At 31.8% G+C, this 23,703-nt stretch carries 23 protein-coding genes; 12 read left to right on the top strand and 11 right to left on the bottom strand.

The features are described from left to right. Nucleotide 1 precedes the first annotated feature (1 nt). Complete coding sequence (locus ASE40_RS15085) at nucleotides 2-475, bottom strand: CYTH domain-containing protein (RefSeq protein WP_057117918.1); 474 nt, start codon at nucleotides 473-475, stop codon at nucleotides 2-4. A 184-nt stretch (nucleotides 476-659) separates the two neighbouring features. Here ASE40_RS15085 and ASE40_RS15080 point away from each other — a divergent pair, with 184 nt between their 5' ends. After that, nucleotides 660-1,577, top strand: a complete 918-nt coding sequence (locus ASE40_RS15080; protein ID WP_057117917.1) for an OmpA family protein — start codon at nucleotides 660-662, stop codon at nucleotides 1,575-1,577. Between the two features lie 19 nt (nucleotides 1,578-1,596). Further along, the gene (locus ASE40_RS15075) at nucleotides 1,597-2,142 is read left to right on the top strand and encodes a hypothetical protein (protein ID WP_057117916.1); all 546 of its coding nucleotides are present in this window, start codon (nucleotides 1,597-1,599) and stop codon (nucleotides 2,140-2,142) included. A 191-nt stretch (nucleotides 2,143-2,333) separates the two neighbouring features. Here the strand turns inward: ASE40_RS15075 and ASE40_RS15070 are convergent, their stop codons facing one another. The 8 genes from ASE40_RS15070 to menD all read right to left on the bottom strand — a co-directional run bounded on the left by ASE40_RS15070 (nucleotide 2,334) and on the right by menD (nucleotide 11,288). Continuing rightward, nucleotides 2,334-3,380, bottom strand: a complete 1,047-nt coding sequence (locus ASE40_RS15070; protein WP_057117915.1) for an o-succinylbenzoate synthase — start codon at nucleotides 3,378-3,380, stop codon at nucleotides 2,334-2,336. Between the two features lie 17 nt (nucleotides 3,381-3,397). Next, nucleotides 3,398-4,636: a tetratricopeptide repeat protein gene (locus ASE40_RS15065; protein WP_057117914.1), complete on the bottom strand. Its 1,239-nt coding sequence runs from the start codon at nucleotides 4,634-4,636 to the stop codon at nucleotides 3,398-3,400. A 158-nt stretch (nucleotides 4,637-4,794) separates the two neighbouring features. After that, nucleotides 4,795-5,472 (bottom strand): metal-dependent hydrolase, encoded by a 678-nt coding sequence (locus ASE40_RS15060; protein WP_057117913.1) that lies wholly within the window; start codon nucleotides 5,470-5,472, stop codon nucleotides 4,795-4,797. Nucleotides 5,473-5,501: 29 nt separating this feature from the next. Then, the gene (gene menA / locus ASE40_RS15055; protein WP_057117912.1) at nucleotides 5,502-6,464 is read right to left on the bottom strand and encodes a 1,4-dihydroxy-2-naphthoate octaprenyltransferase; all 963 of its coding nucleotides are present in this window, start codon (nucleotides 6,462-6,464) and stop codon (nucleotides 5,502-5,504) included. Between the two features lie 89 nt (nucleotides 6,465-6,553). Next, a complete protein-coding gene (locus ASE40_RS15050) occupies nucleotides 6,554-7,387 on the bottom strand; it encodes a 1,4-dihydroxy-2-naphthoyl-CoA synthase (RefSeq protein WP_057117911.1) in 834 nt (277 codons plus the stop codon). An 807-nt stretch (nucleotides 7,388-8,194) separates the two neighbouring features. After that, nucleotides 8,195-9,046, bottom strand: a complete 852-nt coding sequence (locus tag ASE40_RS15045; RefSeq protein WP_057117910.1) for a S1 RNA-binding domain-containing protein — start codon at nucleotides 9,044-9,046, stop codon at nucleotides 8,195-8,197. 146 nt (nucleotides 9,047-9,192) lie between these two features. Then, the gene (locus tag ASE40_RS15040) at nucleotides 9,193-9,534 is read right to left on the bottom strand and encodes a DUF2853 family protein (protein ID WP_057117909.1); all 342 of its coding nucleotides are present in this window, start codon (nucleotides 9,532-9,534) and stop codon (nucleotides 9,193-9,195) included. Between the two features lie 92 nt (nucleotides 9,535-9,626). After that, entirely contained in the window at nucleotides 9,627-11,288 is a 1,662-nt protein-coding gene (menD, locus tag ASE40_RS15035) for a 2-succinyl-5-enolpyruvyl-6-hydroxy-3-cyclohexene-1-carboxylic-acid synthase (protein WP_057117908.1), read from the bottom strand. Between the two features lie 176 nt (nucleotides 11,289-11,464). On the opposite strand from menD, the gene ASE40_RS15030 reads away from it, so the two are divergent. Next, nucleotides 11,465-12,640 carry a thioredoxin family protein gene (locus tag ASE40_RS15030; RefSeq protein WP_057117907.1) on the top strand — a complete coding sequence of 392 codons (1,176 nt, stop codon included), beginning with the start codon at nucleotides 11,465-11,467 and terminating at the stop codon, nucleotides 12,638-12,640. Between the two features lie 15 nt (nucleotides 12,641-12,655). Then, nucleotides 12,656-13,153 (top strand): GNAT family N-acetyltransferase, encoded by a 498-nt coding sequence (locus tag ASE40_RS15025; protein ID WP_057117906.1) that lies wholly within the window; start codon nucleotides 12,656-12,658, stop codon nucleotides 13,151-13,153. Nucleotides 13,154-13,302: 149 nt separating this feature from the next. Here the strand turns inward: ASE40_RS15025 and ASE40_RS15020 are convergent, their stop codons facing one another. Continuing rightward, entirely contained in the window at nucleotides 13,303-13,881 is a 579-nt protein-coding gene (locus ASE40_RS15020) for a glutathione peroxidase (RefSeq protein WP_057117905.1), read from the bottom strand. Nucleotides 13,882-14,672: 791 nt separating this feature from the next. Between ASE40_RS15020 and ASE40_RS15015 the strand changes: the two genes are divergently transcribed. From ASE40_RS15015 to ASE40_RS15000, 4 genes are all read left to right on the top strand, one after another. Then, complete coding sequence (locus tag ASE40_RS15015) at nucleotides 14,673-15,203, top strand: RNA polymerase sigma factor (protein ID WP_057117904.1); 531 nt, start codon at nucleotides 14,673-14,675, stop codon at nucleotides 15,201-15,203. After that, nucleotides 15,203-15,991, top strand: coding sequence for an anti-sigma factor domain-containing protein (locus tag ASE40_RS15010; protein ID WP_057117903.1), 789 nt, complete (start codon nucleotides 15,203-15,205; stop codon nucleotides 15,989-15,991). Before ASE40_RS15015 ends, ASE40_RS15010 begins: the two co-directional genes overlap by 1 nt. A gap of 91 nt (nucleotides 15,992-16,082) precedes the next feature. Continuing rightward, nucleotides 16,083-16,469: a DoxX family protein gene (locus ASE40_RS15005; protein WP_057117902.1), complete on the top strand. Its 387-nt coding sequence runs from the start codon at nucleotides 16,083-16,085 to the stop codon at nucleotides 16,467-16,469. 2 nt (nucleotides 16,470-16,471) lie between these two features. Then, the gene (locus ASE40_RS15000; RefSeq protein ID WP_057117901.1) at nucleotides 16,472-17,203 is read left to right on the top strand and encodes a DUF3667 domain-containing protein; all 732 of its coding nucleotides are present in this window, start codon (nucleotides 16,472-16,474) and stop codon (nucleotides 17,201-17,203) included. Between the two features lie 62 nt (nucleotides 17,204-17,265). On the opposite strand, the gene ccsA is transcribed toward ASE40_RS15000, so the two are convergent. Beyond that, nucleotides 17,266-20,481: a cytochrome c biogenesis protein CcsA gene (gene ccsA, locus ASE40_RS14995; RefSeq protein WP_057117900.1), complete on the bottom strand. Its 3,216-nt coding sequence runs from the start codon at nucleotides 20,479-20,481 to the stop codon at nucleotides 17,266-17,268. 324 nt (nucleotides 20,482-20,805) lie between these two features. Between ccsA and ASE40_RS14990 the strand changes: the two genes are divergently transcribed. From ASE40_RS14990 to ASE40_RS14975, 4 genes are all read left to right on the top strand, one after another. Continuing rightward, nucleotides 20,806-21,567 carry a Rossmann-like and DUF2520 domain-containing protein gene (locus ASE40_RS14990; RefSeq protein WP_057117899.1) on the top strand — a complete coding sequence of 254 codons (762 nt, stop codon included), beginning with the start codon at nucleotides 20,806-20,808 and terminating at the stop codon, nucleotides 21,565-21,567. Continuing rightward, nucleotides 21,551-22,078 (top strand): KdsC family phosphatase, encoded by a 528-nt coding sequence (locus ASE40_RS14985; RefSeq protein WP_057117898.1) that lies wholly within the window; start codon nucleotides 21,551-21,553, stop codon nucleotides 22,076-22,078. Before ASE40_RS14990 ends, ASE40_RS14985 begins: the two co-directional genes overlap by 17 nt. Nucleotides 22,079-22,192: 114 nt before the next feature. Beyond that, complete coding sequence (locus ASE40_RS14980) at nucleotides 22,193-23,119, top strand: geranylgeranylglycerol-phosphate geranylgeranyltransferase (protein WP_082586818.1); 927 nt, start codon at nucleotides 22,193-22,195, stop codon at nucleotides 23,117-23,119. Further along, a complete protein-coding gene (locus ASE40_RS14975) occupies nucleotides 23,112-23,696 on the top strand; it encodes a Maf-like protein (RefSeq protein WP_057117897.1) in 585 nt (194 codons plus the stop codon). Before ASE40_RS14980 ends, ASE40_RS14975 begins: the two co-directional genes overlap by 8 nt. The last annotated feature ends 7 nt before the right edge of the window (nucleotides 23,697-23,703 follow it).

Here is a 23,703-nt window from a genome sequence, read left to right as displayed (position 1 = left end):
TTTATTTTTGCCAGTCTTTAAAAGGATTTTTACTCAAATAAGCATTATAATATCTTTCATCATTTGTGACTTCTTCACCAAGCCAATCTGGTTTTTCAAAAGTATCAGTTTCAGAATTTAGTTCAATTTCTGCCATAACTAATCCTTCGTTTTCCCCATAAAACTCATCAACCTCATATACATGAATACCAGATTTTATTTCAAACCGAGTCTTTTCGATTTTACCTTTCTCACATAATTTTAAAAGTTCTATCGCTTCATCCAGCGGAATTTCATTCTCCCATTCAAACCGAGACATACCGCTGCTATGACTTATACCTTTTATGGTTATAAAGCCTTTATTTCCTTTAACTCTTACTCTAACAGTTCTTTCCGGGACAGAACTCAAGTAACCTTGTGCAATTTTATTTTGAGTAAAAGCTTGTTTCTTGAAGTCGTCAGATTTTACAAGAAATTTTCTTTCTATTTCGACCATTTTAAATGTGCATTATTTTTTATGCAAGTTACTCATTTTAATCAAGCTCTTAAAAGTTTAAAAAGGTAAAAACGTATTAAACTACTTTTTAAAGCACAAATTTAAAACATTAAAATAACTGATTATTAACGTGTTATGTGTTATTTTTTTCGTTAAATTTGATAGAATCTAAACTTTATCATCTATGTCTAAAAAAGCACTTTATCTATTAGGCATTGCAATAACCATCATTTTAGGTACTTTTTTATATCTTAAATTTTGCTGCAATTGCTCTGAGAAAACAATAACGGATGATACTCCTAAAACAGTTTCAACACCTGTCGTGGAGCCTAATTTTGTTCCGTTTGTATTGAATGGTTCTGGAATTGAATATCATACGAATGATAATCTCAAGTTCCTCAAAAACAGCGCAGCATTAATAATGCCTGTTGGTGATTCTGTCTTAACTGGTATAGCTAAATTAAAGACATTTTTGGTTTCAAATCCAAAACAGAAAATAACGATAACGGGTTACGCTACATCTGATGAAACAAATTCTACTTCTTTTGAAAATCTAGGTCTCGCAAGGGCAAATGAGGTCAAAAATTATTTTGTTACTGAGGGGTTGTCTGAAAAGCAATTTATTACTAAAGGAGAAATTATAGAAAAATGGAAAATGAGTGCAGACACGCTTCTAGGACCTGCTGATTATTCATTTGAAACCATTGATTCTACTGCAGCTGCAACGCCAAATGATGAATGGAGCGTTTTGAAAGATAAAATAAATGCAGATCCGTTGATTCTTCATTTTAATACGAATCAATCGCGCCAAACTTTAAGCAGTCTTGAGAAGCAAAAAGTTGCTGATATTATTAAATATACTGAGCACGTTAAAGATGCTGTTATTCTAGCAGTTGGCCATTCTGATAATGTTGGAAACCGTGATGCTAATATTGCTCTTGGACAAAAAAGAGCAGAATTCTCTAAAAATTATCTTTCTAAAAATGGCATTGACCAAACTAGGATCGAAACTCAGTCTAAAGGACCTGATGAACCAATTGGCGATAATAATACTTCAGAAGGAAAGGCATCAAATAGAAGAACAGTAATTACAATTAAATAACTAATCAAAACATACGATCATGAATATACCTTGTATTTTAATACCTGTGCTAGTGGGATTAATCTGTGGAATTTTAGGTTACTTACTAGGGAAAATGAACTCGAAAAATGATGATTCTCTGGCATTATCACTTCAAGCTGATTTAGATGCCTGTAAAGCGAACACTAAAAATTTAAATGCCCGAATTTCAACCCTAGAAGCAGATCTGGCTGCTAAATCTAAAATAACTACACTGTCGTTTACAGCGACAGCTCCTTCTTCAATTGCTTTTGACAGTGCTGGAGCAGCAAATTACCTTGGCAAGAAAATAAAAGAGAACGACTTAAAAATTGTAGAAGGAATTGGTCCTAAAATTGAGGCTTTATTGAACAATGCGGGAATAAATTCTTGGTATGATCTTGCTGAAGCATCAACAGAAAAATTACAATCTATTTTAGATGCCGGTGGAGAAAATTACGCCATACACAATCCGAGTACTTGGCCAAAGCAGGCGTTATTGGCTTATCAAGGAAAATGGCAGGAATTAAAAGACTGGCAGCAAAATCTTTTAGGCGGGAAAGAGTGAAATTAGGTTCAAAGGTTCAGAGGTTCAGAGGTTCAGAGTTAAAAAGGAGCAAAGGTTTATTTCTTTGTGTCTTTTAACTTTTTTCTATAAAGAAAGAATTAAATTAGTTTCAGAGTTGCAAAGGTACAAAGGTACAAAGGTACAAAGGTTTTATCATCTGTACCTTTGCAACTCTGAACCTTTGTCCCTTTTTAAAAATTTTCTAAAAAAGAAGATTCCCATTCTTTGGCTATATTATACCACAACTGACCGTTTTTAACTTCCAGTGGACAATCTATATTATTAGTATATAACGCTCCAGTTCCTAAACCTTGCGGCATTTTAGAATTTTGCAAAAATGTCCATTGTGCAATTGCATTAAGTCCAATATTACTTTCTAAAGCCGAAGTAATCCACCAGCCTATATTATATTTATCTGCTAAGGAAATCCATTCTTGTGTGCCTTTAAAACCTGCAATAAAACTTGGTTTTAAAATAATATACTGAGGTTTGATTTCTTGTAGTAATTTTTCTTTTTCTTCGAACGAAAATATACCAATAAGTTCTTCATCTAAAGCTATTGGAAACGGCGTTTCTTTGCACAGCTCAGCCATCTCTCTAATATTGCCTTTTTTGATTGGCTGTTCAATACTATGAAGTTGAAATTGTTTTAATTGATTCAATTTATTTAAAGCTTCTATTGAAGAAAAAGCTCCGTTGGCATCAACGCGGATTTCAATTTCTTCTGGAGAAAAATGACTTCTAATAAATTGCAATAACTCTAATTCTTTTTGAAAATCTATTGCTCCTATTTTAAGTTTAATGCAATTAAAACCATCGGCTAATTTCTCTTCGATCTGTTGTTTCATGAAAGAAGATTCCCCCATCCAAACTAGACCGTTTATTGTAATAGAACTTTTGTTTCGGGTGAAATCTGATGGAAACAAAACAAATGGATTTTCACTTTTTAAGGATTGGAAAGCCATTTCTATTCCGAATTGGATAGATGGAAATTCTAGTAATTCTTCCCAAAGTTTATTTTCTCCTAAATGAATATTTTCGCATGCCCATCGAAGTTTTTCTTCATAATCATCACGATCATCAGCGCTTAAACCTCGAAGAATTCCACACTCACCTATTCCAATTTTTCCATTTTCTTCTAGAACAATAAACCAGGTTTCCTTTTCGGTCATAATACCTCTTGAGGTTCCAGAAGGTCTTTTAAAATCTAATAAATATTTATGGTAAGAAGCTTTCAAATGAATTGTTTTAAATCTTAATTGTACAATTTAAGCACTTTTTCAAAATCTTTAGAAGGCAGGCCGGCTTTTTCAAAAGCAGCAAAATCTAGCTTAGTTTTGGCAACCCAGCTTAAACTATCTGTAACATTTTGAGTTTGGTATTTCTTATAAATAGCTTTTGCCTCACTGTAATCATTAGTGATTAAATAAGTATGTGCTAAATTTAATTTTACCATTAGTTCTGTATCATCCAGCTTTTCACCTTCTTGCAGTGCTTTTAAAGCTTTTGCATATTGTTTGGTCAAAATATAGCAGTAACCTAAAGAACTGTAATCTAATGCAGTTGCTTTTCCTTCGCTAATTATTGTGTTTAGTTTCGGAATTGCCTCGTTATATTTTTGTAGTTTTATTAATGAAGATGCTTGTGTTCTTAAATCGTTAAAGACATTTTTAGAAATATCTGCATCTTTATAACAGGCATTTCCAAAATCTTTGTACACTTTTGTTTTTTCAACCGCTAATAATTTTTGAAACTCATCATAGCGATATTGTTTCATGATTTTATTCAAGATACAAACACAAAAATCATCTGAGTTGGCCATTTTTTGTGCCATTGTAGAAGTTTTACACAAACTGATGATTTCGTTTTTATTGTCTTGATTCCAGCCTCGGTTTAATTTAGTGTCAACCCAAGGCACAACTTCTAGAACTACTTTTTGACTTAACAGCCAATTTTTACTTTCGAAACCAAACCAAATTGTGCCAGTATTTTGTTTTAAACAAGAAGATTTGTCTAATGAAAGTCTTTTGGCATCTTTGCTAATTGGTTCAGCTTGAGAGTAACACGCTTTGTCTATCTTACCATCGGCAACATATTTTTTTGCGTTTTCATTTGATGTAAAAATAGAATAAGTACATTCATCATCTCCTGAAATTTTCGACATCAAAAAAACTGCTCCTGCAGAACCCTGGCTTACTCCTGTTGGATCTGGAATAGCTTTTAGCAATGAAACTAAGCTATTGGCCATTTCTTGATTTTTGTCTAAAAGTGTAATTCGGTAAACGATTTCTGTGGTTCCAACTGGCAAATCTTCTGTTGCAATAGAAATTCTATCGCGCGCAGGAACCATAATTTCTTTTGTAGTTGCTCGCTCTTTGTCCCAATAGCCTTCTTTCTGAGCGAAAGAATTAAAGGAAACTATAATAAAAAGCGATAGAATTATTTTTTGGAAAGTTGTATTTCGTGATGATGCTTTAATTGCCACAGATTTCACAGATTAAAATAATTTTTACTTTTAAAAAACTTCACAATATAAATAACATAGATTATGCCAAATAACTTTCTTATGGAAATGAGTGGCTTAGCCCTGAGAGTAGAACTATTTTTGAGGGTGCCAATAATTACCGGAACCCTCAAAACTTTAGTGTATAATTATAATTCTATTGATTCACCAATTTGTAAAAGCATTAAATCTTTGCCTTTATCAAAAAACTTGCGAATAGATTCTTCGTGATTGATTTCGATATAACCAAAAGTATCAAAATGATAACCTAAAATTTTATCGCATTCTAAAAAGTCTGAAGCAATAATCGCATCTTCTACATCCATTGTAAAATTGTTCCCGATTGGAAGAATTGCTAAATCTAATTTTGTACGAAGTGGGATTAATTTCATATCATACGTCAATGCAGTGTCTCCAGCAATGTAGATGTTTTTATGTTCGCCTTCGATAACGAATCCTCCAGGATTTCCTCCGTAAGAACCGTCAGGAAAACTGCTGGAGTGAATAGCGTTTACATATTTCACTTTTCCAAAATCGAATTTCCAGCTTCCGCCATGATTCATCGGGTGCGAATTGAAACCTTTTTTGGCATAATAGCTTGTAATTTCAGCATTTGAAACAATTACTGCATTTGTGTTTTTTGCAATAGCTTCTACGTCTAAAACGTGGTCGCCGTGCGCATGTGTCAGCAAGATATAATCTGCTTTAAGCGTTTTGATATCAATTGCTGCTGCCTGCGGATTTCCTGTTATAAATGGATCCACAATAATATGTTTTCCTCCCACTTCTATTCCTAAAGAAGCGTGTCCGTAAAATGTAATTTTCATTTTTGTTAAGTTTAAAGTTTAACGTAGTTCTATCTTCCTCCTAAAAATAAGTTTACAATAATGTCTGAAATCAACGAAATCATACAAACTGTGAGCAAAATAGAAAGCAAGAATGTGCTTAATGCCAGTTTTTTCAATTCTGGATCTAATAATTTAGGATCTTGATTTTTATAAACTGTTATTAAATGTTTAGTTAATGGAATATATGCCAATAAAAATAAATACTGATCAAAATTGTAACCGCTCAAAATAGCAAAAACAACTACTGCAAGCATCGCTGTAATAATCAAAGTATAGTGATAAACCTTTGCTTTCGCAGGACCCATTTGCACTACAATTGTATTTTTACCCACTTTCTTGTCTGATTCTTGATCACGCATGTTATTAAGGTTTAAAACCCCAACGCTCAATAATCCAATTGCAACAGCAGGAAGAATTAAAAGCGGATCAACTTCTTTTGCATATAAAAAGTTTACGCCTAAAGTACTTACCAATCCGAAGAAGATAAATACAAATAGATCTCCAAATCCTCTATATCCGTAAGCAGAATTACCTACTGTATAACGAATCGCAGAAACGATTGCTGCTATTCCCAATAACAGAAAAAAGATAGAATACCCGAAATTATCACTTCCAAAAGCAAAATAAATCAAGATTATTGCTGATAATAAAGTCAATAAAGATGTAATTATAATGGCTTTTTTCATGGCCTGAGGTGTAATAACGCCACTCTGAATAGCACGCTTGGGTCCTATTCTATCTGCATTATCAGTGCCTTTTACCCCATCACCATAATCATTTGCAAAATTGGATAAAACTTGTAATCCTAATGTTGTCAAAAGTGCAAAACCAAAAATTTTCCAACTGAATACTTCTGTTGGTGTATTAATAGTTTCTGTTGGATTTGATAAAGCATAAATACTTCCAACTATAATTCCAGAAACTGATAAAGGCAATGTGCGCAGTCTTGCGGCTTCAATCCAATGTTTCATTTATTCTTTTAGTTTTATTTTGTTTCAAGTTTGAAGTTTCAAGTTATCCACAGAACGTGTAACATGAAACTTGAAACTATTTATTAATTTTATGGTAACCACTTATTTTTACCAAAATTTGGTTTTCTTTTTTCTAAGAAAGCATTTCTTCCTTCTTTAGCTTCTTCAGTCATGTAAGCTAAACGAGTTGCTTCTCCGGCAAAAACTTGTTGTCCAACCATTCCGTCATCTGTTAAGTTCATTGCAAATTTCAGCATTTTAATAGAAGTTGGCGATTTTTGAAGAATTTCCTGAGCCCATTCGTATGCAGTAGCTTCAAGTTCGTCATGCGGAATTACGGCATTAACCATTCCCATTTCAAAAGCTTCCTGAGCAGAATAATTTCTACCTAAAAAGAAAATTTCACGAGCTTTTTTCTGACCGACCATTTTAGCCAAATATGCTGATCCGTAACCGCCATCAAAGCTCGTTACGTCTGCGTCTGTTTGTTTAAAAATCGCATGCTCTTTACTCGCAAGAGTCATATCGCATACTACGTGCAAACTATGTCCGCCGCCTACAGCCCAGCCTGGAACAACTGCTATAACAACTTTTGGCATAAAACGAATTAAACGCTGTACTTCAAGAATATTTAAACGATGCTGACCGTCTTCGCCAACATATCCTTGGTGTCCGCGCGCGTTTTGGTCACCTCCGCTGCAGAAAGAATAAACTCCGTCTTTTGTCGATGGTCCTTCAGCAGAAAGTAAAACTACTCCAATCGAAGTGTCTTCTTGTGCATCATAAAAAGCCTGGTATAATTCTGAAGTAGTTTTTGGACGGAATGCATTTCTAACATTTGGTCTGTTAAAAGCAATTCTCGCTACTCCATTACATTTTTTATAGGTTATATCTTCAAATTCTCTGGCTGTAATCCAATCCATTTTGATTTATTTTATTTAAACAATTATAGGGTAAAAATAAGGCATTTTTACATTTTTACCTACTCAATTCTGTTTAAGTCTGTAATGAAAATTACTCTTAATGTTAACAATTGTCTTAAGGTTCCAAAAAATAACATTTTTTAACATTAGTTTAGAAAAATAATAATTAATTTTACACCCTAGAAATCAATGAGATACATTTTCTTTCATTGATTTCAGATTGATTTTCTTTCACTGATTTATTAACCTAAAAAATGATTTTTTTGAGAAAATTTAAAAAATTTGTCGCTCATTTTTTTACGGTTTTTATTAACAGACCTCAAATTAATGAGCAAATGATTTATGTGTTTGTCGAAACTTCAAAAAGAAAAAAGTAACACCTAAGGTTAAATGTTAGAATTGTATCTATAATTAGTATATGAATGATAACGAAAAAGAAGAAAAAAGTACTAATTCACACTTTCTAAAAGTTATTTATAAACCAATGGATCAAGCCGTGAAATTCTTTTTTTGCTTTTAAGATATGTGCATTGATTGTTTAAAAGACATACCATCAATGGGGTAATTTCTAAAATACGTAAAGCTATTATTCTGAGATGGATTCGAATTATTTTATTTCTGTTTTTTTTTAATTACAATTTTTTTTAAAACTAGAATAAAAAGCGAAAGGCTGCTTGTAATGAGCAGCCTTTCGTGTTATAATAACTTTACTTTCGTAAATTTCAAAAATAAAAAAATCCAAATTCCAACTAATAGATAGATTGGAATTTGGATTTTTAGAATATTGTTTTTTTTTTTAAATAAACTTTAATTTATTAGATAAATCCCGTCTTCTTTAATTTCGATTAATTTCTCTTTGTACAAAGAGCCAATGGCTTTTTTGAATGATTTTTTACTCATTTTCAAAACCGTTTTAATATCTTCTGGATGAGAATTATCATTTAAACGGAGGAAACCTCTGCTGGCTCTTAATTCGCTTAAAACCTTCTCTGCATTTGGTTCAATACTCTCAACTCCTTGCACTTGGAGCGCCACATCAATTTTATTATCAGGACGAATATTTTTAATATAACCACGCATTCTATCGCCTGTTCTTATCGAGTCGTCGTATACTTCATCTTTATACAAAAGACCTTTATGCTGTTCGTTAATGATTACATTAATTCCCATATCGGTAATATGAGAAACAATTAAATCCACTTCTTCTCCTTTTTCAACCGTTAATTGGTCATTATTCAAGAATTGATTGGTTTTACTAGACGCAACCAAACGATTGGTTTGTTTGTCCATGTATAAATAAACCAAATAACGTTTTCCTTTTTCCATTGGACGGGCTTGTTCTTTAAACGGAACAAGAATATCTTTTTCCATTCCCCAATCCATAAAAGCACCTACATTATTGATATAATTCACTCTTAAAAGTGCAAATTCATTCAACAAAATATAAGGAACTAGAGTTGTTGCGACAGGTCGCTGTTCGTGATCTAAATAAACGAAAACGATTAATTCTTCCCCAATTTCAAATTCTTTGGGAACATATTTATTTGGAAGTAAAACATCGTGAATTCCTTCTGGATCATTTTCAGGATCTCCTAAAAACAACCCAACTTTGGTATCACGTAATATAGTTAGTGTATTGTATTTTCCTATTTCAAGCATTTTTTTAACGTTCTAAGTTGATTTGCAACTAAGTTTATGAGCTGCAAAGGTACGAAGTTTGAAAATGGTAAATTGAAAAATGTTTTGGATTAATATTAAAAAGAAAAAGCGCCATAGTTATGACGCTTTATTTTATCTCCAGAAGACTATTTATAAACACTTTCTTTTTTAAAGTGTACCGTTAATAGATAATAAACAACCACTCTGTATTTGTGTTTGTTAGACTTACCATATTTTTCTAATACAGCATGAATTGCTTCCATTAATTCTGGTCCGTCTTTTAACCCTAATTTTTTAATTAAAAAGTTATTTTTTACGGTATCCAATTCAGATTGCTGGCTTCCTGCTACTGTAGATGCATCATCATTATAAATAGATGGTCCGCAGCCAATAGTTACTTTTGTTAGTAAATCCATGTTTGGAGTAACTCCGCATTTGTCTTTTAAATCTGAAGCATACTTCACAATTAGTTCTTCTCTCTTGCTCATAATATTTTATATTGGTTATTATTTCTAAAACCAAAACTAAATATTATAATGAAAAAAAACTAATTTTTAACAAATATTAACTTACAAATTTATTAGATAAGCTTTTTAAAATATTGTTTTAAAATAATATCATTTTCTGTTGTCGGCGTAAAAATCTCGAGAATTCCAGGCGCATCATTTGCATTGTAGAGTATTTCTAAACTGCTATTTAATGATTCTAAATCATTCGCTTTAAAATAGTTGCAGTTATACATTTTAGCTAAATGTTCTGCTGTTAAACCATGAGAAGTTTCAAAATAGGTATTAAAAACAGGTTTTTCCTCGTATCCAGGCAGAATTCTGAAAATTCCTCCTCCTCCATTGTTTACCAATATTATCTTGAAATTTTTAGGAATATAAGAGTTCCATAACGCATTGCTGTCGTATAAGAAACTGATATCACCTGTAATAAATACCGTCTGTTTAGCATTTCCAACTGAAGCTCCAACTGCAGTTGACGTACTTCCGTCAATTCCACTGGTTCCTCGATTGCAGAAGACTTCTATAGATTCATCAATATCAATTAATTGAGCGTAACGAATTGCCGAACTATTACTAATTTGAAGGATACTATTTTTAGGAAGCGTTTCAATAACTTTCTCGAAAACTTTAAAATCTGAAAAACCAATTTGATTAAGATATTCTTGTCTTTTAATTAGTCGGGTTTTATAAATATCTTGAATATCCTTAAAGTAATCACTTTCTACAAAAGATGTTTTTGAGAGTAAGTTTTTAAAAAAATCATCTGGCTGCATTTCAAAATGTTTGGTCAATGCTCCAAATGTATCATAAGCACGCAGCGTATCAATGTGCCAGTGATGCTCGGGTTTGTATTTTCTTAAAAAACCTTTGATTCTTTTGGAAACAACCATTCCGCCAAAAGTCACTAAAACTTCTGGATTAAATTCTTTAAAATCAGAATCATCAAAAGGTGTAATTAAAGTATCAATGCTATTAATAAAACTTGGATGATGAAGATTCGAAGTCGTTTCTGTAAGTACAACGATTGAAGGATCTGAAGCTAAGTTTTCTATTATTTCTTGATCAATAACATTCGCTTCATTTACTCCGACTAAGATTAATTTTCGTTTCGCATTATTCCAAACAGAAACAAATTCATCACTATTTTCTATAGTTTTTGGAGCAATGTCAGACTGCAGATTTGTAATTTTTGGCTGCACTAAAAGTTCTTCAGTAGTTTCATATAAAGGTTCTTCAAAAGGCGCATTGATGTGTACTGGCCCTTTTTGCTGAATTGCCGTTTCTACTGCAAGATTGATTTTTAAATCATTTTCTTCTGACGCATCTTCGGTCAAATTGGCATTATAAACAGAATGATTTAGAAACACATTTTCCTGACGAATAGTTTGTCCGTCGCCAATATCAATTTTACTCTGAGGACGATCTGCAGAAATTACGATTAACGAAATCTGGCTGTAAAATGCTTCCGCAAAAGCCGGATAATAGTTTAATAAAGCCGATCCAGATGTACAAACCACTGCTGTAGGCTGTTTGGTTTGCTGTGCAATTCCTAAAGCAAAAAAAGCAGCACAGCGCTCGTCTGCAATACTATAACATTTAAAATTAGGGTTTTGAGCAAATCCAATGGTTAATGGCGCATTTCTAGATCCTGGAGAAATAATAATATTAATGATGCCTTTGGCAGATAAAATTTCGATAATGCTTTGTGCAAGCGCTATTTTGGGGTAAATCATTCTGATCGCGTATTACTTTTTTTAAAGAAAATCTTTGATTTGACTTTCTTAATCTTGCTTACAAAGTTACAAACTTCGCACTTGATTTAAATTATAATTAGGAATATATTAAGTCTCTTTCTCGAAAAAGGAAATATATTTGTAAAATCGAATTATAAATAAAAGCCAGACCTGCTATGCGTTTTCTGTATGTACTTTTTTTAGCTGTAACTTTTCAAACTGTAATTTCTCAAAATAAATTTGTTCCTGTTGATACACCTTATCAAACAGCGCTGGAAAATGCTAAAAAAGAAGGAAAACCTCTTTTTGTAATGTTGTATGCTGACTGGTGTCCGCATTGTAATTTAATGAAAAGTGAAGTTTTAAGCGATCCAGCAGTTATGGATTTTTTGAATAAAAATTTTGTTTGTACGTATAAAAACATCGAAAAAGAGGAAGGAATTGCACTAAAAAACAAATTCAACACAAAATCACTTCCTACTTTTTTATTTTTGGATGCTAATGAAACATTGATTTATGCTTTAAAAGGCGAAATGAAAAAAGCTGAATTTTTAAATGAACTGCATTACGCTTTAAATCCGAAAATGCAATTGCCTTATTTAGAAAAGGAATTTATGGCAGATCCGAGTAATTCAGATAAATATTTCACTTATTTAAATACTTTAAAAAAAGGAAAAGACAGAACAGAACTATCTCCAGCAACACATAAGTATTTAAATACACAGTCTGATGCGCAATTAATTAGTGAATTGAATTGGAGAGTTATTGCAAACGGCGTAACAGATATTAAATCGAGGGAATTTCAATATGTTTTAAAACATCAAAAAGAATTTGCTGCTGTAGCTTCTCAAAATAGAGTTGACCGTAAAATTGAAAGTATTGTAAACGAATTGCTTCGCCCGCTGGTTGACAATTTAGATACTGTAAACTATTATAAACAAAGAGAAGTTGCTAAATCTATCCGTCTTCAAAAAACAGATTCTTTGGTTTTTAAATATGATTTATCTTTAGCTGAAAGAACAGAAAAATGGGATTTCTATAAAAAAGTTACTCTTGAAGACACACAAAAATTGGCCTGGAATGATGCTAGTTTTTTAAAAGATATTGGAAATACTTATTTAAAGCATATTAACGATACTGAAAGTTTGAAAAAAGCCATTTTCTGGGTAAATCATTCTTTAGAATTAAATGATTCGTACGATGGTAATTTATTAGAAGCCAGACTTTATAATAAAATAAAAGATAAAAAAAAGGCTTTAGAATATGCTAAAGAAGCCAAAGCCATTGCAAAAGAAATGGGCTGGAATTCTAAAGATGTAGATGTTTTACTAGCAGAATTAAACGCAAAATAATCGCAAAAATTAAATATGAATATTGTTTTAAGACCAGCAACATCAAATGATTTACAAAAGATTTTAGAAATCGTAAATCATTCGATTTTACATACAACGGCTAATTACAGCTATGAAATTCAAACTCTAGAAGTTCAAAAAAAGTGGTTTGAAGATAAAACAGCCAAAAATCTACCGGTTGTTGTAGCCGATCTAGATGGCGAGGTCGTTGGTTTTGGAAGTTACGGACAGTTTCGCGAAAAAATCGGATATCAATTTACGGTTGAACATTCTGTTTATGTAGTCGATCATGTAATTGGAAAAGGAATTGGATCTAAACTGTTGGCAGAATTAATTCGCTTGGCAAAAGAACAAGGTTATCACGTAATGATTGGCGCAATTGATGCTGACAATGCAGGTAGTATCGCTTTTCACGAAAGATTTGGTTTCGTAGCAACGGGTACAATTCGCGAAGTGGGCTACAAGTTTGATCATTGGCTCGATTTGGTTTTCATGCAGTTGATTTTAAAATAACTATATTTTTGTCAGACTGAGCAAAGTCGAAGTTAAGCAAAGTGATTCAGCAAAACAGGACTTCGACTTTGCTCATTCTGACAAACAAAAAAAAATCCGTAAATCTCAAAATTTCAGATTTACGGATTTTTTTTTCATTACTTTACTTATTAACTTTTTATCCAATTAATAACTTCTGGATCTGTTGGTAAAGTTCTTGGTTTAATTACTTTTACCAATTCTCCTTTTTCATTAATTAAGTATTTTTGGAAATTCCACTCTACTTCAGAATCTTGTAAGCCATTTTTAGATTTTTGAGTCAGGAATTTGTAAATATCAGCCATATCATTTCCTTTTACTGAAATTTTGTTCATCATCGGGAAAGTTACGCCATAATTCTGCTGACAGAAAGATTCAATTTCCTTCGCTGTTCCAGGTTCCTGCGAAGCAAAGTTATTTGCTGGAAAACCTACAATTACAAAACCTTTGTCTTTATATTCTTTGTAAATAGCCTCTAAATCTTTGTACTGAGGAGTCAAACCGCATTTTGATGCTGTATTGACAATCATGATTTTTTTACCTTTTAAAGATGCAAAGTCAAAAGTATCTCCTGATAAATCTTCAACTTTAAACTGGTAAATGTTTTCTTTTGCCATGACTTCTGTTTTAGGTTTATGGCTCGTTTGAGCCTGAACTTGCGATGCTATCATAAATAATGCACTGCAAACTAAAATTGCTATATTTTTCATCGTATAATTTTTTATAAAATTAGCTAAAATCCGCTTTACTAAAACTCTTTTCTTTCTTTAAATTTTATTAATCAAAAGTTAAATAAAAAAATGAAGCCTAACGTTAATCAGACGTTAGGCTTCCCCCCATACAAACAAATCAAACCATGAATTAATTATTATGTAATCTTTTTATAAATAAAATAATCTATATGTTATCGAATTATAGTTGATGACTCGGTTATAGTGAAAATCTTCTTAACCCCCAATGTCAAAACGAACTTTTCAAAATATTTTCAAATGGCTTGTATTGATGTAACTTTTAAATGGTGTAATTCACTCTAACAATTAAAAAAATCTTCGGTTTGGAAGTCCGAGTGCATCAACTATACTATATTTAGTTTTCAACTTTTCAAAATTTAAAGAACAAATTCATAACGTTTCTCATTTAGAGCTCTTAATCAATATCTCTTTTCTAAAATCAACTTTATTAAAAACAGTCAATGCTAAAACAGTTGTCAATCCTACGATTAATATTTTAATTGCATTTCTATTATTCATAATATCAGTTTTTAGAATCGGTTTTCATTTTTAATATGTTCTTTTTCCTACTTCTAAATTTATTTACGAAATTGGATTGTTTTTGGTTTTAAAAAAAAGTAAAAAAAATCATATTTTTTTTAAACCCCTTTATTTTCCTAGGGTTTAGACTACAAAAAAAATAAAAAAAAATCCGAAAAAAATAAATTATCTTTATAACTGGTTACCACCAGCTGTCTAACTTTTTATGTTTAAACTTAAAATCCAAATCTATGAGTCAAGAAGAATTGTTAGTTTTAATTTACAAAAAGGACGAAAAAGCTTTTACACATTTATATGATATGTATTCTAAAAGCTTATTTTCTGTCATTCATGTCTTAATCAAAAATCGAGAAGAAGCAGAAGATGTTTTACAAGACGTCTTTGTAAAAATCTGGAAAAACATCGATTCTTATAATGAAAGTAAAGGACGATTTTACACTTGGATTCTTAATATCGCTCGAAACACTTCGATTGATAAACTTCGTTCTAAAAACTTTAATAACAGTCAAAAAAACCTTTCCTCGGATAATTTCGTAAATCTGTTAGATGACAGTAATAAATTAGCTAATAAACTAGATGCAATTGGAATTCAGGAATTCGTAAAGAAACTTAAACCAAAATGTATTGAAATCATCAATTTGTTATTCTTTAAAGGATATACCCAGCAAGAAGCTTCGGAAGAATTAGCCATTCCACTGGGCACGATCAAGACACAAAACAGAAACTGTATTAACGATTTACGTAATTATTTAAAAATATAATGGAAGCACAAGAATATATAGAATCAGGAATTCTAGAGTTATATGTATATGGCTTACTAAGCGAAAAAGAAAACCTAGAAATAGCTGAACTGGCAAAAAACAATCCTGAAGTTGATCAGGAAATTATTTCGATCGAAAAGGCTATAATTGCTTTATCTTCGAGCTTCTCTCCTTTCCATTCTGTGGAGAATTTTGAGAAAATAAAAGCCCGTCTGGAACTTAAACATGGCAAAGTAGTCGATATGAAACCAGCTTCAAACTGGTCTCAATATGTGGGCTGGGCCGCGGCAGTATTATTATTGCTTGGTTTAGGCTATCAAACTTTAGAATTAACAAAAACTAAAGAAGCAATTTCAAATGTTGGAAATGAAAAAAATAAAATCCAAAGAGAGTATGCTTATTTAGATCAGCAAAATAAACAAACAGAGAAAAACCTGAGTATTGTTAGAGATATCAAAAATACTGGTGTAACTCTTGGCGGTCAGGCTGTTTCTCCTGCATCTTTTGCAAAAGTGTATTGGAATAAACAAACTAAAACAACTTATATTGATGCCGCTGGTCTGCCAACGCCTCCAAAAGGAATGGTTTATCAAGTTTGGTCTTTAAAATTAAGTCCAGTTCTTACGCCTACAAGTATTGGTTTACTGGATAATTTCGAAGGAAATAGACAAAAAATCTTTGCTGTAAGCCAGACCGATTCGGCAGAAGCTTTTGGTATCACGCTGGAACCTGCAGGAGGAAGTTTAACTCCAACAATGGAACAATTGTATACTTTAGGAAAAGTTTAAAAACTTAAATATTTATAAATGCAAAGCGTATATTAAGTACTTTTAATATGCGCTTTTTTATTTTTACAAAATAAACTCTATCAAAAGATCTATGAATGGAACTTTACTTTTAAGAATTGCAACTGCAATCATTTTATTAACTCATTCTGTTTTCGGAATGTTTAATAACGGAATAAATGATTTCGGAAATTTATTTTTAAATCAAATTGGCTTTGCTCCTTTTGGTGTTTTTCTGGCTTGGTCAATTAAATTGTCGCATATTGCAGCGGCTATATTACTGCTTTTAAACAAATATGTAAAACCTGCAGGATTCATAACTATTTTTATTTTGCTTATGGGAATTATTCTGGTTCATTTTCAGGATGGATGGTTTGTCGTTGGCGGTGGAAGAAATGGTATAGAATATAATTTTTTATTAATTTGTGTTTTATTAGCGATTATGTTCCCAAATGGATTTAAATTAAATTATAAAGATTAGTTATGATGAAAATAACTTGTAAAAACTGTCAGCAAGTTTATACTGGTAATTACTGCAATAATTGCGGCCAAAGCACAGAAACACACAAAATTAACGGTCATTTTTTATGGCACGACATACAGCATGGCTTATTCCATTTTGATCAGGGAATTCTCTTTTCCTTAAAGGAACTATTTACAAGGCCTGGAGATACTGTTCGCGAATTTATTGAAGGAAAACGCGTCAGACATTTCAAACCTTTATCTTTGGTTGTTCTGTTAGCAACTTTTTATGGTTTTTTATTCCATTATTTTAATATTCATTATTTAGCAAATGATTCAAATGATGCATTAGATTATGAAAATCTAAATGAATGGATTACAACACATTTCTCTTGGGTAACAATTGCTACAATACCGTTATATACAATTGGTACTTATATTGTTTTTAGAAATCAGGGATATAACTTTTTTGAATTTTTTGTTCTCAATACTTTTAAAGCTTCACAGCGGCTTTTTGTCCAGATTTTGACATTTCCAATATTATTTTATTTCAACAGTACGCATAATTTACAGCAGTTTTCGTTTGTAACCTATCTAATAGGTATTATATTAATATTTTGGACCAACATTCAATTTTTCAATAAAATATCAAAAACACGAGCATTCTTTTTATCGATACTTAGTCATATCATATTTTTAATCTGCTTTACAATTGTTTTTGCAGTAATACTTTTAATTACAGGTAACTTTTAAAAAACAAAAAGGTTCAACATTAAGTTGAACCTTTTTTTGAATTAATAATTCCTTTGAATTATTTATTTCTTTACTTTTTTACTTTTATAGTACTTTCTATATTTTGGATAGGTAACAGCTCCAATAACACTAATGGAAATCAAAGTGTAATAAACCCAATTTAATGAATGCGCTTCTCCGCTTGCGTAAGAATGCAAACCAACCAAATGGAAATTTACTCCATAATAAGTAAACAGAATTGAAACAAATGCAAACATACTCATTAAGTTGAAGAACCATTTTCCTCTTAAAGCAGGAACAAAACGAGCGTGAATTACAAATGCATAAATCATAATCGAGATTAAAGCCCAAGTTTCTTTTGGATCCCATCCCCAGTAACGTCCCCAGCTTTCGTTTGCCCATTGTCCGCCTAAGAAGTTTCCAATAGTAAGCATGATCAAACCAATAGTTAAAGCCATTTCGTTGATATATGTAATCTCTTTTAAATTAAGTTCCATTTTGGCTTTATTTTTCTCAGTTGTAAAGAAAATCAACAGCAATGCAACAAAGCCTAAAATAAATCCTAATGCAGTTGGACCATAACTACCTACAATAACTGCCACGTGAATCATTAACCAATACGAGTTAAGAACCGGTTGTAAGTTTGCAATTTCAGGATCAATCCAGTTCATGTAAGCCGCCATTAAAATCATAGCAGTAACAAATGCAGATGACGCCACTGTTAATTTTGATTTTCTGTCAAAAGCCAATCCGAAGAACATTGTAGACCAAGCTACATAAACGATTGATTCGTAAGCATTACTCCAAGGCGCGTGACCAGAAATATACCAGCGTGCAATTAATCCTAATGTATGAATTGCAAATAACAATCCGACTAAAACATGGAAACCATCTATTGTAATACGAAGCCATTTTTTCTCAAAGAAAATGTTCACGATAATAAAAATGAACATAAAGCTTGCTACTGTAATATACCAATACGGTAATTTTTGAAAAACGTCGTATTTATTATAAGCTATCTCAGCATCGATTTTGTCTTCACTTGGTCGTACTTTGCTACCAAATTTCTTTTGAAAACCATTAATGCTTTCAACTAAATTGTCTGCTGTGTCAAAGTTTTTAGCAATTGAACCGTTGTTTAGGGCACTAAAATATAAAGGCAGAATTTGGTTAACGTAAGTTGAATCCATTCCTTTAAAGCCATTATTATTGCGTTCTAAATAAGAAACCCATTTATGATTTGGATCGTTTGGAACCGGGAATATTCTCAAAATGCTTCCGCTTAAAGCAGATTCCATTAAGTTTACTTTTTTATCTGTCTCAACAAAATCTTTCTCAAAATTATTTGGATTTGCAGCTTTGTAAGCCTCATCCAAATAAGGAGATAATTTATAATTTCCCTGCTCATCAAAGAATTTCACAAACGGAGCGTATTGATCTTTCGAATCAATTCCGATAATTTTACGAATACTATCATTTCCAGATTTAATATAAATCAAAGGAATCTGAATCCAAACCTGAGCATATTGCGTCATCGATAAGAAAACCTGATCAGAATTCATTCCATTGTAAGTATCCTTATGGCTTACTTTTCGAAGTAACTCAGACGAAAACGTATTAATAGGCTTCATTCTTCCGCCGGCATCTTGGATAATCAATCGTCCAAATTTTGCTGCGTGCGATTCTGGTGCTTTATAAATAGTTAATAATGAATCTAATTGTTTTTGACTTGGCGGCGCTGTAACATGATTAGCATGATCATTAGGATCTGCGGTATGCGCGTGATCGTGATCATGAGAATGAACATGTGGAGTCTGCTGTGCAAAACCACTTAAGCTTATCATTAAAACTAAAATAGTAATTAGCTTTTCTTTTTTCTTTTTAACCGCTTCTAGTTTACGTTTCAAATCACCAAAACGAGAATGTTTTGTAAACATAATTGCCATAAGTCCTATATAAAGTAAAAAATAACCCAAATAAGTAATGTTAGTTCCCCAAAAATCATGGTTTACAGATAAAACAGTTCCTTTTTCATCTGGATCAAATGAAGACTGGAAGAAACGATATCCTTTATGATCTAAAACGTGATTCATAAAAATATCATAATCAAAAGTTTCTGTAGAATCCTGGACAGTAACTTTACTTTTATATGAAGAATAACTTTTTTCGGTACCAGGATATTTTTCTGCTATAAAATCGTTCAATTTTATTTTAAAAGGTAAAATGTATGCTTTACTTCCATAAAATAAAGAATATTCAATATTACCAATTTTAACCGTTTTAGCCTCTCCAATCTGGCCTTTAGAGCCCATCAGCATTACTTCTTTTTCTTGTCCTTCAGCTTTAACTTTTACGACCAAAGCGTCTGTATGAGATTTAGCTTTAAAATCATTATTTGATTTATATTCCACTTTTCCCTTCATTGGCGGATCTGGAAATACAATTCTAATATCTCCAATGCTATACAACGAACGCATCATTAAAGGCTGTACATTATTTTTAGTAACTTTTCCTTTAAACTGATCTGCCATTCGCATAAACTCCCCTTCAAAAGGAGTCTGAATAGTGTATTCTTTACCAGTTGTATTAATATTAATTGCTCCGTCAGTTGGTTTATTTAAAGCAAATAAAACATTGTGAATATTTTGAACCTCACCTTCTTTAAGATAATGTTCTTCACGTCCGCCGGCACCAGCTTCTACTAATTTAAGATATAAAGTTCCGTTTGGATCTGGTTTAACCACTTCCTTCGCTCCCATTATATAATTAGAGTATGTAACTTCAAACGGTGTTTCATCAAATTTTCCAGAAATTGAAAAATTGTTGTTTGTAACAGGAGAAAGCAATAGGTTTTTCTCAAAAACCCTGCGTTTTGGTTCTCCTTTATATTCACCATCCACAAAAATGGTTAAGAAAGTTTTATCGGAGTAAATTTGATTTTCTGCAGCGCCTTCGCGAATAGGCATCATTCCTTCATAACTAATGTAACGGGTAATAAAAGCTCCTAAAATGATGAAAATAAAAGAAATATGCAGTAAGAAGGTTGCCCACTTTTCTTTTTTAAGCAGTTGATAACGTTTAATGTTTCCGAAGAAATTGATCACAAAAACAAGCATTATCGCCTCAAACCACCAAGTATTGTAAATAAGTATTCTGGCTGTATCGGTATTGTATTTACTTTCGATAAAAGTTCCAACACCCATTGCAATTGCGAATGTTAAAAAAAGAACGGCCATTAATCGTGTAGAAAACAAAAAAGAGAATATTTTTTTATCCATTTTTAAGGAATTACATTGTATAAAAGTGGCACAAAAGTACTTAAAAATGTTGATTTTAGGTATGTGATATTTGTTAATAAAAACCAAATATATAGCAAGAAATTTGATCAAATTCTCAAAAAAGTAAACTTATTTTTACAAAAACAAACATCTACAATATAGCTGTCTTGATTGTTTTCTTATAAATTAAAATAGATTATCATACTTTAATCTTGGCAATTAGAATAATGTCTGAAAATAAAAATCATATTAGTACCCTGCAATCTGTCGCAAAAGTTTTCGTTACAAATTATCTTTATAAAAAATAATACTAATTTTGCTTTTATGATTCAAATAACAATAATCGGTTCCGGCAACGTCGCACAGCATTTAATAAAAGCTTTTGATACAAGCAAAACTGTAGAAATTAAACAGGTTTTTTCAAGAAACAAGGAAGCTGTGGCTCATTTGGTTGATTATGAAAAAATTATTTCTGACTACAGTGAATTACAGACTGCTGATCTACATATAATTGCAGTTTCAGACAATGCAATTACCGAAGTTTCAGAACAACTTCCATTTAATAATCAGTTTGTAGTGCATACTTCTGGAACATCACCAATAGATGTTTTAGATGAAAAAAATCGTAGGGGTGTTTTTTATCCGCTGCAGACTTTTTCTAAAAATAAAAATATAGATTTTTCTATAATTCCTTTTTGTTTAGAGGCTGAAAATACTGCTGATTTTAAACTTTTAGAATCTGTAGCTAAAAGTGTTTCTACTGCTGTTTATTCTATCAATTCAGAGCAGCGAAAAGCACTTCATGTCGCTGCAGTTTTTGTGAATAATTTTACCAATCACCTTTATCAAATTGGACAAGAAATTTGTGAAGAAAATCAAGTTCCTTTTTCAATACTAAGACCTTTAATTCAGGAGACGGCGGATAAAATTAATACGCTTGATCCAACTGAGGCGCAGACAGGTCCTGCAAAACGTGAAGATTCCAAAACAATCAATGCACATTTGGATTTTTTACAAAATGAAAACAAAAAAAATATCTATAAAATCCTAACACAATCTATACAAGATAATGGCAAAAAGTTATAAAGAAATAATGAATGACATCACAACGTTTGTTTTTGATGTAGACGGCGTACTTACAGACAGTTCTGTTTTTGTAACCAATGAAGGCGAAATGTTAAGAACAATGAATATTCGTGATGGTTATGCTTTAAAAGCAGCGATCGAAAGCGGTTTCAAAGTATGCGTTATTTCTGGCGGAAGCAATGAAGGTGTCCGCATTCGTCTTCATAATCTGGGTGTTAACGACATTCATTTAGGAACTCCAAATAAAGTAAAAACTTTTAAAGAATACACCGAAACTTATAATATTAAGCCTGAAAATGTGTTGTATATGGGAGATGATATTCCTGATTTTCATGTAATGAAATTAGTTGGACTTCCAGCCTGCCCACAAGATGCAAGTCCAGAAATTAAAAATATCTGTCGTTACATTTCACACGTAAAAGGCGGAAGAGGCGCTGCAAGAGACGTCATCGAACAAGTTATGAAGGTGCAAGGGAAATGGATGGAGTATTTTGATGGAAAACACGATTAATTAATTGTGAATTATCAATTATAAATTGTTAATGAACGTAACATTTATATTTTTACAAGCCATAAACATAAAAATCTTAGAACCTTAGCAACTTAGCCACTCAGAACCTCAAAAATGAAATACCTAAAACTTATTCGTTATAAAAACTTATTAATGCTTGCTTTTATGCAGCTTCTTTTTCGTTATGCATTTTTAAAACAGCAGGATATTCCGTTAGCATTGTCAGACTGGCAATATGGATTATTGGTTTTGAGTACTGTTTTGCTAGCCGCAGCGGGTTATGTCATTAATAACATTTATGATGTTGCAACCGATAGTATTAATAAACCTAACGACGTGGTTGTTGGTAAAGGAATAACAGAAACGGCGGCTTATAATATTTATATTGGTTTAAATATTTCTGGAGTTGCCATTGGTTTTATTCTGTCGAATATTATTCTGAGACCAACTTTTGCTTCGCTTTTTATCTTGATTGCTTCTTTATTATATTTTTACGCAACAACCTTAAAGCAAATTATGATTTTGGGCAATTTTGTTGTTGCATTGCTTCTTGCTGTGAGCGTTTTAATTATTGGAGTTTTTGATCTTTTTCCAGCAACAACTGCTGAAAATCAAGCGCAGATGGCAAGTCTTTTTTCAATTCTAATAGATTATGCCTTATTTGCTTTTATGATTAATTTTATTCGTGAAATAGTTAAAGATATTGAAGATGTAAATGGAGATTACAATCAAGGAATGAATACATTGCCCATTGCTATTGGAATTAATAGAGCTGCCAAAATTGCTTTAGGCTTTGCCGTTATTGCTTTTATATTATCTGCGCTTTACAGCAATATTTATTTTATGGAGAACAAGCTTTATATTGCTGTCCTTTATTCGTTTGTTACAGTTTTAGCCCCATTATTATATTTCATAGTCAAAATATTTACTGCAAAATCTCAAAAAGATTTTCATCATTTAAGTACTATTTTAAAACTTGTTTTATTCTTCGGAATTTTATCAATCTTGGTTATCGCCTTAAATATCAAATACAATGCTTAAACAAAAACTAAAAAAATATAAAATCATTTTAGCTTCTGGTTCGCCAAGAAGACAGCAGTTTTTTAAGGATTTAGATCTTGATTTTGAAATTCGTTTAAAAGATATTGAAGAGATTTATCCGCCTGAATTAAAAGCAGTAGAAATAACCGATTATCTGGCCGAACTAAAAGCCAAAGCTTTTGAAGGCGAGTTACAAGAAAATGAAATTTTAGTAACCAGCGACACTATTGTCTGGCACCAAAATAAGGCATTGGGAAAACCAAAAAATGCGGAAGAAGCTTTTGAAATGATCAAATCAATGTCTAACGCTACTCATGAAGTAATTACTTCTGTATGCTTTAAAACTGCTGACTCTTCTACCCTATTGCATGATATTACAAAAGTTACTTTCAATGATTTATCTGATGAAGCAATTTTGTATTACATAGAAAATTATAAACCTTACGACAAAGCTGGTGCTTATGGTATTCAGGAATGGTTTGGTTTTATGGCAGTTGCAAAAGTTGAAGGCTCTTACACCAATGTTATGGGGCTTCCGACAGCAAAAGTTTACGAATTTTTAAGTACATTAGTGTAAAAATTTA

Origin of the sequence: Flavobacterium sp. Root935, from assembly GCF_001429295.1 — a bacterium.
GTDB lineage: Bacteria > Bacteroidota > Bacteroidia > Flavobacteriales > Flavobacteriaceae > Flavobacterium.
This window is presented reverse-complemented; position numbering and strand designations above follow the sequence as displayed.